Origin of the sequence: Amycolatopsis plumensis, from assembly GCF_042652605.1 — a bacterium.
GTDB lineage: Bacteria > Actinomycetota > Actinomycetes > Mycobacteriales > Pseudonocardiaceae > Amycolatopsis > Amycolatopsis plumensis.
On record NZ_JBHSJY010000001.1, the window covers coordinates 1,160,156 to 1,174,805 of the forward strand.

General features: G+C 74.7%; 3 pseudogenes. All 3 read right to left on the bottom strand.

Annotation, left to right across the window (positions count from 1 at the left end):
• Positions 1 to 113: 113 nt before the first annotated feature.
• A pseudogene (locus ACFPLC_RS05355) lies at positions 114 to 670 on the bottom strand (SDR family NAD(P)-dependent oxidoreductase); the annotation flags it as partial.
• Positions 650 to 4,651: pseudogene (locus ACFPLC_RS05360) on the bottom strand (type I polyketide synthase); the annotation flags it as partial. The pseudogenes ACFPLC_RS05355 and ACFPLC_RS05360, both read right to left, overlap by 21 nt.
• Positions 4,652 to 4,740: 89 nt before the next feature.
• Positions 4,741 to 14,643: pseudogene (locus ACFPLC_RS05365) on the bottom strand (type I polyketide synthase); the annotation flags it as partial.
• Positions 14,644 to 14,650: the final 7 nt, after the last annotated feature.

Here is a 14,650-nt window from a genome sequence, read left to right on the forward strand (position 1 = left end):
CGCGCCAGCCGGGCCCGGTCGGCCTCGGTCATCGCGCCGGTCATGTCGCTCGCTTCGTCCCAGAAGCCCCACGCGAGCGACTTCCCGGGCAGGCCGGCCGCGCACCGGTGCTCGGCCAGCGCGTCGAGGAAGGCGTTGGCCGCCGCGTAGTGGGCCTGCCCCGCCGCGCCGAGGATCCCGGCCGCCGACGAGAACACCACGAACGCGCTCAGCTCCGCTTCCCGGGTGAGGGTGTGCAGGTGCCAGGCCGCGTCGACCTTGGGACGCAGCACCGAGTGGACCTGTTCGGGCGTCAGCGCGGTCAGCAGCGCGTCGTCGAGCACGCCCGCGGCGTGCACGACGGCCGACAGCGGGCGGTCCGCCGGAACGCCCGCGAGCAGGTCCGCGAGCGCGCCGCGGTCGGTGAGGTCGCAGGCGGCGAGATCGACGGTGGCGCCGAGGTCGCGCAGCTCGGCCACCAGGTCCGCGGCGCCGGGCGCGTCCGGCCCCGGCGGCTGGTGAGCAGCAGGTGCCGGACTCCGCACGAACGTACGAGGTGCCGGGCGAACACGGTGCCGAGCACGCCGGTGCCGCCGGTCACGAGGACCGTGCCGGACCCGAAGCCGGGCTCGCCCGCCGCCGCGGTCCGCCGGCCCAGCCTCGGCACGGTGACCGTCGTGCCGCGCAGCACGACCTGCGGTTCGCCGAACCGGACGGCCGCGGGCAGCCCGGCCGGGGTGTCCACGTCGATCAGCAGGAACCGGCCGGGGTTCTCCTCCTGCGCGGACCGGACGAGGCCGCACAGCGGGGCGTGCCCGAGATCGGTCGCGCCGGGGCCGGCCGCGTGGCTGGTCACGAAGGCGAGCTTGCTGCCGGCGAACCGGTCGTCGGCCAGCCACGCACGCGCGGCTTCGAGTGCGGCGAGCGTGGCCGCGTGGGCCGCCTCGGGCAGGTCGCCGGAGTCGCTGCCCAGGCAGGGAACCACCACCAGCTCCGGTACCGCGGCACCGGCGTCGATCGCCGCCGCCAGCTCCGCCAGACCCGAGTACGTCTCGGCGGACGGCCACACACCGGCATCGACGCCGAGGACCGCGACGCGCTCGACCGGGTCGGCCGGCGAGGTCACCGGCTGCCAGTCGATGCCGTACAGCGCGTCCCTCGGCACTCCCCCGTCGCGGAGCTGTTCCTCGGCGACTTCGCGCAGCACGAGCGTCCCGACCGTGAGCACCGGCGCCCCGGTCTCGTCGGTGGCGAGCAGCGTGAGCGCGTCGGGACCGGTCCTGGTCAGCCGCACGCGCAGCCGGCCGGCGCCGGTGGCGTGGATCGTGACGTCGGACCAGGTGAACGGCAACGCCGCCGTCGTCTCCTCGCGCAGCAGCGCGGCGGCGTGCAGGGCCGCGTCGAACAGCGCGGGGTGGAGGGCGAACGCGCCGGTGAGGTCCTCGGGCAGGTCGACCTCGGCGCAGACGTCGGCACCGGCCCGCCACGCGGCGCGCAGGCCCTGGAACGCCGGGCCGTAGGCGAAGCCGGACCGGGCGGTCCGGTCGTAGAAGTCGTCGACCGCCACCGGTTCGGCCCCCGCGGGCGGCCATTCGGCGAGCTCCGGCGCCGGTGCCCCGGTGCCGGCGGCCAGGGTTCCGGTGGCGTGCAGCTGCCACTCGCCGGCGTCTTCCGGGCAGGAGTAGATGGCGATCGAGCGCCGGTTCTCCTCCGGGGCGCCGACCATGACCTGCAGGCGGACGCCGCCGTGCTCCGGCAGGGTCAGCGGGGCGGTGAGCGTCAGTTCCGCGACGCGGTCGCAGCCGACCTCGTCGCCCGCGCGGACGGCCAGCTCGACCAGGGCCGCGCCCGGCAGCAGGGTCGTCCCGAGCACGGCGTGGTCGGCCAGCCACCGGTGCGACCGGAGCGACAGCCGGCCGGTGAACAGCAGGCCGTCGGAGTCGGCGAGCGTCGTCGCCGCGCCGAGCAGCGGGTGGCCGCCCGCCGCGAGGCCGAGACCGGCCACGTCACCCGCGCCGTCGGTGGCGTCGAGCCAGTAGCGGCGGCGCTGGAACGCGTAGGTCGGCAGGTCGGCCGGCCGCGGGTCGTGCCCGGCGAACACCGCGTCCCAGTCGGGGCTGATGCCACGCACGTGCAGCTCGGCCACCGACGTCAGGAACCGCTCCAGGCCGCCTTCGCCGCGCCGCAACGTTCCCACCGCCACCGACGGACCGGCGTCCGCCAAGGTCTCCTGCACGGCCATCGTGAGCACCGGGTGCGAACTGACCTCGACGAACGCCGCATACCCGGCTTCGGCGAGCGCGCGGACCGCCGGTTCGAACCGGACCGTCTCCCGCAGGTTCGTGAACCAGTACCCGGCGTCCAGCCCGGCCGTGTCCAGCCAGTCCCCCGTCACCGTCGAGAAGAACGGCACACTCCCGGACTGTGGCCGGATCGGGGCCAGGTCGGCCGGCAGCCGGGTCTTCAGCTCCTCCACCTGCGCCGAGTGCGAGGCGTAGTCCACCGCGATCCGCTTGACCCGCACCTCGTCGGCCTCGCACGCGGCCACCAGCTCGTCCAGGGCACCGGGCTCCCCCGACACCACCACCGACGACGGACCGTTCACCACGGCCACCGAAATCCGCGGCTCCCACCGGGCGATGCGGTCGCGGACGGCGGCTTCGGGCAGCGCGATCGACACCATGCCGCCCTTACCCGACAGCACCGCGCCGATCGCCCGGCTCCGCAACGCCACCACGCGCGCCGCGTCCGCCAGTGACAACGCACCCGACACGCACGCCGCCGCGATCTCACCCTGAGAATGCCCGACCACCGCGTCCGGCTCGATCCCATAGGACCGCCACAACGCCGCCAGCGAGACGTTCACCGCGAACGACACCGGCTGGACCACGTCGACGCGGTCCAGCATTTCCGCATCGGCCAGCACGTCCAGCAGCGACCAGTCCACGAACTCGGCCAGCGCGTCGGCACATTCGCGCATCCGCGCCGCGAACACCTGGGAACCGGCCAGCAGCTCCGTGGCCATCCCGGCCCACTGCGCACCCTGCCCCGGGAAGACGAACACCGTCCGGCCGACCACATCGGCCACCCCGCACACGGGATTGCCCAGCCCGGCGGCCAGGTCCGCCAGGTCAGAACCCACCACCGCGGCCCGGTGCTCGAACATCGCCCGGCCCGTCGCCAGCGTGTGGCCGATGTCCACCGGCCGCACCGGCGACTCCGCCACCCACGACGCCAGCCGCGCCGCCTGCTCGTCCAGCGACTCCGGCGACCGCGCCGACAGCACCCACGGCACCACCGCGTCCCCGGCGTCCGCGGGAGGCTCCGCACCGGCCGGGGCCTCTTCCACGATCACGTGCGCGTTCGTCCCGCTCACCCCGAACGACGACACCCCGGCCCGGCGCGGGCGCTCGTTCTCCGGCCACGGCACCGGCTCGGTCAGCAGCTCGACGGCCCCGGCACTCCAGTCCACGTGCGACGAGCGCTCGCCCACGTGCAGCGTCCGCGGCAGCACCTCGTGCCGCATCGCCTGCACGACCTTGATGATTCCCGCCACCCCGGCCGCGGCCTGGGTGTGGCCGATGTTCGACTTGATCGAGCCCAGCCACAGCGGCGCGGTCCGGTCCTGACCGTAGGTCGCCAGCAGCGCCTGCGCCTCGATCGGATCGCCCAAGGTCGTCCCGGTCCCGTGCGCCTCCACGACGTCCACATCGGACGGTCCGACACCGGCGTCGGCCAGGGCCGCCCGGATCACCCGCTGCTGCGACGGGCCGTTCGGCGCGGTGAGACCGCTGCTCGCGCCGTCCTGGTTGAGCGCGGTGCCGCGCACGACGGCCAGCACCGGGTGGCCGTGGGCGCGGGCGTCCGAAAGGCGTTCCACCAGCAGCATCCCGACGCCCTCGCCCCAGCCGGTGCCGTCGGCGTCGTCCGAAAAGGACTTGCAGCGGCCGTCGGCGGCCAGTCCCCGCTGCCTGCTGAACTCGATGAACGTGCCCGGTGTCGGCATCATCGTGACCCCGCCGACCAGCGACAGTTCGCACTCGCCGTTGCGCAGCGCCTGGACGGCCCAGTGCAACGCGACCAGCGAAGACGAGCAGGCCGTGTCGACCGTGACGGCCGGGCCCTCGAGCCCCAGCGTGTAGGCGACCCGGCCCGACGCGATGCTCGCGGCGCTGCCGTTGCCGAGGTAGCCCTCGAGCCCTTCCGGCGTGGTCCGCAGCCGGGCGCCGTAGTCGTGGTACATGACGCCGGCGAACACGCCGGTCCGGCTGCCGGCGAGCGAGCGCGGGTCGATCCCGGCCCGTTCGATCGCCTCCCAGGCCGTCTCCAGCAGCAGCCGCTGCTGCGGGTCGGTCGCCAGGGCCTCCCGCGGGCTCATCCCGAAGAACTCGGCGTCGAAGTCCGCGACGTCGCGGAGGAAGCCGCCCTCGCGTGCGTAGGACGTGCCGGGGTGGTCCGGGTCGGGGTGGAACAGGGCGCCGAGGTCCCAGCCGCGGTCTTCGGGGAAGCCGCCGATCGCGTCGGCGCCGTCGGCGACCAGCCGCCACAGGTCCTCCGGCGACCGGACCCCGCCCGGGTACCGGCAGCTCATCCCCACGATGGCGATGGGCTCGTGCGCCCGCTCCTCGTGCTCCCGCAGCCGGGCGCGGGTGCGCGCCAGGTCCGAGGTCACCTTCTTCAGGTAGTCACGAAGCTTCTGCTCGCTCACTGGTCGGAGTCACCCTTTCTGGCGGGAGCCGGCACAGCTCGCCCGTCCCGTGTTCAAGAGATGCCGAGTTCGTTGTCGATGAACTCGAAGATCTCGTCGTCCGAGGCAGCGTCGATCTTGTCGGTGACCTGCGCATCGGTGTTCTCACCCGCGGCCTCGTCCAATTTGGACAGGAGATCCTGCAGCCGCCGCGCCACGGCCGTGCGCGCCGTCTCGTCGGCGGCGATCGCCGGCAGCAGCGACTCGACCCGGCCCAGTTCTTCGGCCAGCGACGGGACCGCCGCGGTGCCCCGCTCGCCGCCGAGCTCGCCGGCGAGGTGCTTCGCGAGCGGCTTGGGCGACGGGTAGTCGAACAACAGCGTCGCCGGCAGCCGCAGCCCGGTCAGCGAGCCCAGCCGGTTGCGCAGTTCGACCGCGGTGAGCGAGTCGAAGCCCAGCGCGAGGAACCCGCGCCCGGCCTCGATCGCCTTGGCGTCGGCGTGCCCGAGCACCGCCGCCGCTTCCGCGCAGACCAGTTCGAGCAGCCGCTGTTCCCGCTCGGCCCCGGTCAGCCCGGCCAGCTCGTGCCGGACCGGCACCGGTTCGGTGCGCGCCGGTCGCGCGGCGCCGCGCACCAGGCCGCGCAGCAGCGGCGGCGCCGGTTCGCCGCGCAGCCCGGCGAGGTCGAGCCGCGCCGGGACGAGCGCCGGGTCCCCGGTGGACACCGCGAGGTCGAACAGCGCCAATCCGTCCTCGGTGGACATCGGCACGAGCCCGCCGCGCGCCATCCTGGACCGGTCGGCACCCGCGAGCTTGCCGGTCATTTCGCTGCGCTCGTCCCACAGGCCCCACGCCAGCGACACGGCGGGCAGGCCGAGGGTCCGGCGGTGGACGGCGAGCGCGTCGAGGAACGCGTTGCCCGCCGCGTAGTTCGCCTGCCCGGCGCTGCCCGACGTGCCGGCGATCGAAGAGAACAGCACGAACGCGACCCGCTCGTCGGCCCCGGCCAGCTCGTGCAGGTTCAGCGCCGCGTCGACCTTCGTCCGCAACACGGTGTCGAAGCGTTGCGGCGTCAGCGAAGTCACCACTCCGTCGTCGAGCGCGCCCGCGACGTGGACGACGGCGCCGAGCGGATGGTCCCCCGGCACCTCGGCCAGCAGGGCCGCCAGCGCCGCCCGGTCGGCGACGTCGCACGCGGCGAGCCGGACCTCGGCGCCGAGCCCGGCCAGCTCGGCGGCCAGCTCCTCGGCACCCGGCGCGCCGGTGCCGCGCCTGCTGACCAGCAGCAGGTGCCGCACTCCGCGCTCGGTGACGAGGTGCCGGGCGACGGAGCGGCCGATGGTGCCGGTCGCGCCCGTCACGAGCACGGTCGTCTCAGCGTCCCAAGGGGACGGCGGTTCCGACGGCGGCTCGACGCGGCCGAGACGCGCGGCGCGGAGTTCGCCGCCGCGGATCGCCAGCTGTGGTTCGTCCGCGGCCGCCGCGCGGGGCAGGACGGCCGCGGACGCGTCTGTTCCGTCGAGGTCGACGAGCTGGAACCGGCCGGGGTGCTCCGCCTGCGCGGAGCGGACGAGCCCCCAGAGCGGCGCGTTCACCAGGTCGCCGAGCGGTTCGCCGGGTTCGGCCTGGACCGCGCCCGTGGTCGCGATCACCAGCTTTGTGTCCGCGAAGGCGTCTTCGGCGAGCCAGCGCTGGATCAGCTCCAGCGCCCAGGTCGTCGCCGCGCGGACGTCCCCGGCGAGGTCGCCGGTTTCCCGGCCGGGCACGGGCACCACGACGACGGCGGGTGCCGGGTCCGCGGACCGCAGTTCGTCGAGTCCCGAGTAGACAGTCGTGCCGCTCGGCGGCGACCACGTTCCGGCCACGTCGAGCACCGCCGGTGCCCCGGCTGCGCCCGGCAGTTCGACCGGGGTCCAGCCGAGCCGGAAGAGGGCGTCGTGGTGGACCGGCCGGGCCTCGCGCAGTTGCGCGGCCGAAACCTCGCGCAGCACGAGCGATCCCGCGGTCAGCACGGGACGGCCCGCGGTGTCGGTCACGGCGAGCGAGATGCCGCCGGTGCCGCCGTCGCCGAGCCGGATCCGCACCGGCGCGGCGCAGGCCGCGTGCAGGGACACGTCGGTCCACGAGAACGGCAGGCCGGCCGCGGACCGCTCGCCGGGCTTCTCCCGCAGGGCCGCCGACTGCACGGCGGCGTCGAGCAATGCGGGGTGGACGCCGAAGCGGGTGGCTTCGGCCTGCTGGTCCGCGGGCAGCGCGAGGTCGGCGAGGATGTCGTCGCCGAGCCGCCAGGCCGCCGTGACCCCTTGGAAGACCGGCCCGTAGTCGAAGCCGCGTTCGGCGTAGGCGTCGTAGAACCCGGTGAGGTCGACCGGCTCGGCGCCCGCGGGCGGCCATTCGGCGGGGGCGCTCGCCGGCGGGAGCGCGGCCACGGCGAGCCGGCCGGCGGCGTGCAGCGTCCACGGCGACTCGTCGTCCGGTCGCGAGTGGACGGTGATCGGCCGTCCGCCGCCGTCCTCGACGCCGCCGACGCTCACCTGCAGCCGGACGTCGCCGCGGTCCGGCAGCACGAGCGGTGCGGCCAGGGTCAGCTCCTCGACGGTCGCGCAGCCGACCTCGCCGCCCGCGCGCATGGCGAGTTCGAGGAAGGCCGTGCCGGGGAAGAGCACGGAACCGAGCACGACGTGCTCGGCGAGCCACGGCTGTTCGGAGAGGGACAGCCGCCCGCTGAAGACGACGCCGCCGGTGTCGGCGAGCCAGGTCGCGGCGCCCAGCAGCGGGTGGTCGGTCGTCATCAGGCCGTGGGCGCGAAGATCACCCTTCGCGGTGGTCCGTGCCCAGTAGCGCTCGCGCTGGAAGGCGTAGGTGGGCAGGTCGACCCGCGCGGCACCGGGGAAGAAGGCCGACCAGTCGACGTCCTGCCCGGCGACGTACAGCGACGCCACCGCGGTCAGCAGACTCTCTTCCTCGGCCCGGTCTTTCCGCAGCGCCGACACCACCGTGCCTTCAACAGATTCCGCCGCCATCGCGGTCAGCACACCATCCGGCCCCAGTTCGAGGAACCGGGTCACGCCCTGCTCGGCCAGATAGGTCACACCGTCGTGGAAGCGAACGGTTCCCCGCACGTGCCGGACCCAATACTCCGGCGACGTCAGGTCTTCGGCCAGGGTTCCGGTCACATTGGACACGACCGGGATCGCCGGAGCGTGGTAGGTCAACGTTTCCGCGACCTGACGGAACTCCGCCAGCATCGGCTCCATCCGGGCCGAGTGGAACGCGTGGCTCACGGACAACCGGCGAGTCTTGCGGCCCTCGAACTGCTCCACAACCGAGCCGACGGCATCCTCATCGCCGGAGAGCACCACCGAGGACGGACCGTTCACCGCCGCGATCGACACGCCCTCGACCAATAGCGGCTCGACCTCGGCCTCGGTCGCCTGCACCGCCACCATCACCCCACCAGTCGGCAGGGCCTGCATCAACCGGCCACGCGCCGCCACTAACGCACACGCGTCCTCCAGGGAGAACACACCCGCAACATGGGCCGCCGCCAGCTCACCAATCGAATGCCCGACCAGGAAGTCCGGACGGACACCCCACGACTCGACCAGCCGGAACAACCCGACCTCGACGGCGAACAACGCCGCCTGCGCATACATCGTCTGGTTCAACAGCTCGGCATCCTCGCCGAACATCACCGCACGCAAACCATCCACCTGCGCACACACCGCGTCCACGACCTCGGCGAACACCGGGAACGACTCATACAGCTCCCGGCCCGCACCGAGCCGCTGCGCACCCTGACCGGAGAACAGGAACGCCGAACGCCCCGAATCCACCACCCCGGACACGACACCCGGAACCGGCTCACCGGCAGCGAACGCGGCGAGTGCCGCGGCCCGGTCATCGGCCAGCACCACCGCGCGGTGCTCCAGCCGGGCCCGCGTCGAGGCCAGCGACCACCCGACCTCGGCCACCCCGAGTCCGGGCCGCGACTGGACGAAGGACGCCAACCGCCCCGCCTGCGCCCGCAAGCCCGCCGCGCTCCGCGCCGACACCAGCCACGGCGTCACGCCGGTGACGTCGGCCGGCTCCGGCGCTTCGCCTCCGCCAAGCGGGGGTGCCTGCTCCACGATCACGTGGACGTTCGTGCCGCTCATCCCGAAAGACGAGATCCCGGCCCGGCGCGGCCGCCCGTTCTCCGGCCACGGGACCGGCTCGGTCAGCAGCGCGATGTCCCCGGCGCTCCAGTCCACGTGCGACGAGGGCTCGGTCACGTGCAACGTCCGGGGCAGCAGCTCGTTCTGCAGCGCGAGCACGACCTTCAGCACGCCGGCGACCCCGGCGGCGGCCTGCGTGTGCCCGATGTTCGACTTGACCGACCCGAGCCACAACGGCTGCTCCCGGTCGCGCCCGTAGGTCGCCAGCAACGCCTGTGCCTCGATCGGGTCGCCCAGCGCGGTACCCGTGCCGTGCGCCTCGACGACGTCCACTTCGGACGCGGTCACCCCGGCCGACGCGAGCGCCGCCCGGATCACCCGTTGCTGCGACGGCCCGTTCGGCGCCGTCAACCCATTGGACGCACCGTCCTGGTTCACCGCCGAACCCCGCACCACCGCCAGCACCGGATGCCCGTGGCGCCGGGCGTCCGACAGCCGCTCCACCAGCAGCATCCCGGCGCCCTCGCCCCACCCGGTGCCGTCGGCGTCGTCCGAGAACGCCTTCACGCGGCCGTCTTCCGCGAGCCCGCGCTGCCTGCTGAACGCCTGGAACGCGGTCGGGGTCGACATCACGGTCGCCCCGCCGGTCAGCGCCATCGCGCATTCGCCCTGCCGCACCGCCTGCACCGCGAGGTGCAGCGCCACCAGCGAAGACGAGCACGCGGTGTCCACGGTCAGGGTCGGGCCTTCGAGGCCGAGCGCGTAGGCGATCCGGCCGGAGAACACGCTGCCCGCCGTTCCGGTGCTCGCGTGGCCCTCGGTGTCCGCGGTCGGGTCCATCACGAGCACGGAGTAGTCCTGCCCGTTGGTGCCGACGAACACGCCGACCTGGCCGCCCCGCAGCGAGGTGGGGTCGATGCCCGCGGCCTCGATCGCCTCCCACGACGTTTCGAGCAGCAGCCGCTGCTGCGGGTCCATCGCCGTCGCCTCGCGGGGCGAGACCCCGAAGAAGCCCGCGTCGAATTCCGCGGCACCGTCGAGGAAGGCCCCGCGCCGCGTGTAGACCTTGCCGGGCTTGCCCGGCTCCGGGTCGTAGAGGTCGTCGAGGTCCCAGCCCCGGTCCTCCGGGAACGACGTCAGCGCGTCGGCCCCTTCGGACAGCAAGCGCCACAGCGCGGCCGGCGTGTCGGCGCCGCCGGGGAACCGGCAGCTCATGCCCACGATCGCCACCGGCTCGTCGCTGCGCACCCGGCCCGCTTCCGGCGCCTCGACCGCGGCGGGGGACCCGAACAGCTCGGTCAGCAGCATCCCGGCCAGCGCTTCGGCCGTCGGGTAGTCGAACACGATCGTCGACGGCAGCGACAGGCCGGTCGCCGCGCCGAGCACGTTGCGGAACTCCACCGCCGTCAGCGAGTCGAAGCCCAGTTCCCGGAACGCCCGCGTCGGCTCGATGTCTTCGGGACGCGCGTAGCCGAGCGCCGCGGCGGCGTGCGCCCGGACGAGCTCGAGCACGGCACGCGGCCGGTCGGCTTCGGGGACTCCGGCGAGGGTCGCGCCGGGCGCCGGACGCGCCGCGGCGAGCACTCGGCGGGCTTCCGGCAGGTCGCCGAGCAACGCGCTGGGCCGGACGGCCGCGAAGCTCGGCGCGTAGCGTTCCCAGTCGACGTCGGCGACGGCCACGAACGCCTCGCCGATCGAACCGGGCAACGCGCTCATGGCCGATCCGGGCGCCATGGGCGGCAGGCCGCCGCGGCGCGCCCGGCCGGCCACCTCGTCGGCCGTCGCGAGCCCGGTCTCCGCCCAGGGCCCCCAGGCGATCGACGTCGCGGGCAGGCCGAGCCCGCGCCGGTGCTCGGCCAGCGCGTCCAGGTAGGCGTTCGCGGCCGCGTAGGCGCCCTGGCCGGCCGCGCCCATCGTCGCCGCGAAGGAAGAGAACACGACGAAGGCGTCCAGCGCGAGCTCCCGCGACGCCTCGTCCAGGTTCCGGGCGGCCAGCGCTTTCGCCCGCACCACGCGGTCGATCCGGTGCGGGGTCGCGGACTCCAAGACGCCGTCGTCGAGCACCGCGGCGGCGTGCACGATGGCCGACACCGGCACCTCGGCACCCGCCGTGGCCAGCAGCTCGCCGCACGCTTCCCGGTCGGTCACGTCGCAGGCGACCACCGACACGGCGACCCCGGCTTCTTCGAGTTCGGCCGTCAGCTCGGCCGCCCCGTCCGCCGCCGGACCGCGCCGCGACGCCAGCACGACCCGCTCCGCACCTGCGTGCGCGGCCCAGCGGGCGACCCGGGCGCCCAGCGCGCCGGTGCCGCCGGTGATCACGACGGTCCCGCGCGGCTGCCACTCGGCCACCGGCGCGGCGGCCCTGGTCAGCCGCCGTCCGAACACGCCGAACTCCCGGACCGCGACCTGGTCCTCGCCCGCGGTGCCGGACAGGACCGCGCACAGCCGTCCCACCGTGCGCTCGCCGGGTTCGGCGGGCAGGTCGACCAGGCCGCCCCACCGGCCGGGCAGCTCCAGCGCGGCCGTCCGGCCGAGTCCCCAGAGCTGCGCCTGCCGGGGTGCCGTCACCAGGTCACCGCGTCCGGTGGACACCGCACCCGTGGTGGCGAGCCAGAGCGGCGCGTCGAGCCCGGCGGCCCCGAGCGCCTGCACGAGGGCGACGCTCGCCGTGAGCAGCGCGGTGAACTCCGCGTCCGGCGTCTCGTCGAGCGCGAGCAGCGACAGCACCCCGCTCACGGCTTCGTCACCGGCGGCCGCTTGCAGCCGCTCGCGGGAGACCTCACCGGCGTCGAGCGGCACCACGGTGGCACCGGCCGCCGACAACTCCTCGAGGAGGCGGGCCTGCCGCTCGGTACCGGACGTCACCACGAGCCAGCGGCCGGACAGCCGGGCCTCCTCCCGCGTCACGAGCGACCACGAAACCCCGTACCGCCAACCCTCCACTGTGGACCGTTCGCGCCGTCGCCGCCGCCACGCCGACAGCGCGGGCAGGACCGGGCCGAGCGCCGCCTCGCCGACCCCGAGCTCCCGGGACAGCCGCTCGACGTCGTCGCTCTCGACGGTCGCCCAGAACTCGGCGTCGACCGGGTCGGCCGGGGCCGCGTCCGCGCCGGGCTCCAGCCAGTACCGCTCCCGCTGGAACGCGTAGGTCGGCAGATCGACCAGCCGGGCTTCGTGCCCGGCGAACACGGCGTCCCAGTCCGGCGCCACGCCGCGGACGGACAGCTCGGCCAGCGACGTCAGGAACCGGCCGCGGTCGCCGTCGCCGCGGCGCAGGGTCCCGACGGCGACCGCCGGACCGGTCGTGGCCCGCTCCAGCGTTTCCTGCACCCCGACGGTCAGCACCGGGTGCGAGCTGACCTCGACGAACGCGGTGTACCCCTCGGCCGCCAGCGCGCGGATCGCCGTCTCGAACCGCACCGGCTGCCGCAGGTTGGTGTACCAGTACCGGGCGTCCATCGTGGCGGTGTCGAGCCACCGGCCGTGCACGGTGGAGAACAACGGCACCTCGCCGGCCCGCGGGGTGACGGGGGCGAGCGCGGCCAGCAGCCGCTCCTCGATCCGTTCCACCTGCGCCGAATGCGACGCGTAGTCGACCGCGATCCGCTTCGCCCGGACGCCGTCGGCTTCGCACGCGGCCACGAGCTCGTCCAGCGCGGCGGGCTCGCCGGCCACGACCGTCGAGGACACGCCGTTGACGGCGGCGATCGAGATCCGCGTCTCCCAGCGGGCAAGGCGTTCGGCGACAGCGGCTTCCGGCAGCGCGATCGACACCATCCCGCCGTCGCCCGAGAGCACCTCGCCGATCGCCCGGCTGCGCAGCGCGACGATCCGCGCGGCGTCGGCGAGCGACAGCGCCCCGGACACGCACGCCGCGGCGATCTCGCCCTGCGAATGCCCGACGACGGCGTCCGGTTCGATCCCGTGCGCCCGCCACAGCGCGGCGAGCGAGACCATCATGGCGAAGGACGCCGGCTGCACGACGTCGACGCGTTCGAGCATCTCCGCGTCGGCAAGGACGTCCAGGAGCGACCAGTCGACGAACTCGGCGAGCGCGTCGGCGCACTCCCGCATCCGCGCCGCGAACACCTCGGAGCTCTCCAGCAGCTCGGTGGCCATCCCGGCCCACTGCGTGCCCTGGCCGGGGAACACGAACACCGTCCGGCCGGTCACGTCCGCCACGCCCTGGGTGACGCCGGCCCCGCCCGAGGCCACCGCCGCGAGCCCCGAGCCCAGCTCGGCCCGCGTCGACCCGACGACGACCGCGCGGTGCTCGAAGGCCGATCGCGAGGTCGCCAGCGAGAACCCGAGGTCGACCGGGCGGTGGCCGGTCTCGTCCACCTGCGCCAGCAGGGCCGCGGCCTGCGCCCGCAGCGCGGCCGCCGTCCGGCCGGACAGCGGCCAGGCCACCACCGGCGCGGTGTCCGGCACCGGGCCGTCCGGCGCCGGCTCGGGAGCCTGCTCGACGAGCACGTGCGCGTTCGTGCCGCTGACCCCGAACGACGACACCGCGGCGCGCCGGACGCGGTCGCCCGACGGCCACGGCTGCGGTTCGGTGAGCAGCCGCACGGCACCCGAAGACCAGTCCACGTGCGTGGTGGGCCGCTCGACGTGCAGGGTGCGCGGCAACGTCTCGTGCCGCAGCGCCTGCACCAGCTTGATGATCCCGGCGACGCCGGCGGCGGCCTGGGTGTGGCCGATGTTCGACTTGATCGACCCGAGCCACAGCGGCCGGTCCCGGCCCGTCCCGTAGGCGGCGAGCAGCGCCTGCGCCTCGATCGGGTCGCCGAGCGCGGTGCCCGTGCCGTGCGCCTCGACGACGTCCACATCGGACGCCGCGAGTCCCGCGTCGGCGAGCGCCTGCTTGATCACCCGCTGCTGCGACGGCCCGTTCGGCGCGGTGAGCCCGCTGCTCGCGCCGTCGGAGTTGACCGCGGAGCCGCGGACCACGGCCAGGACGGGGTGACCGCGCCGCTGCGCGTCCGAGAGCCGTTCGAGCAGCAGCATCCCGGCGCCTTCGCCCCAGCCGGTGCCGTCGGCGTCGTCGGAGAAGGCCTTGCAGCGGCCGTCCCGCGCGAGCCCGCGCTGGCGGCTGAACTCGACGAACCCGCCGGGCGAGGACATGATCGTGACGCCGCCCGCGAGCGCGAGCGAGCATTCGCCCTTGCGCAGCGCCTGCACGGCGAGGTGCAGCGCGACGAGCGAAGAGGAGCAAGCCGTGTCGACCGAGACGGCCGGGCCTTCGAGACCGAGCGCGTAGGCCACCCGGCCCGAGGCGATGCTGGGCAGGTTGCCGTTGCCGAGGTGCCCCAGCACCTCCTCCGAAAGACCCGGCAGGTCGGTCGCGTAACCGGCGTACATGACGCCGGTGAAGACGCCGGTCCGGCTGCCGCGCAGCGACGCGGGCACGATGCGGGCGCGCTCGATCGCCTCCCACGCGGTCTCGAGCAGCAGCCGCTGCTGCGGGTCCATCGCCGCCGCCTCGCGGGGCGAGATGCCGAAGAACGCCGGGTCGAACCCGGCGACGTCGTCGAGGAAGCCGCCTTGGTCCACATAGGACGTGCCGGGCCGGACGGAGTCGGGGTCGTAGACACCCGCGGTGTCCCAGCCGCGGTCGCCGGGGAACGGCGACACGGCGTCGATCCCCTCGTCGACGAGCCGCCACAGCTCTTCCGGCGAGTTCGCGCCCCCGGGGAACCGGCAGCTCATCCCGACGATGGCGATCGGCTCGGTGCCGCTCGCCTCCAGCTCCTGGAGCCGGGCCCTCGTCTCGTGCAGGTCGGTGGTGACCCGCTTGAGGTACTCGACCAGCTTCCGTTCAGAT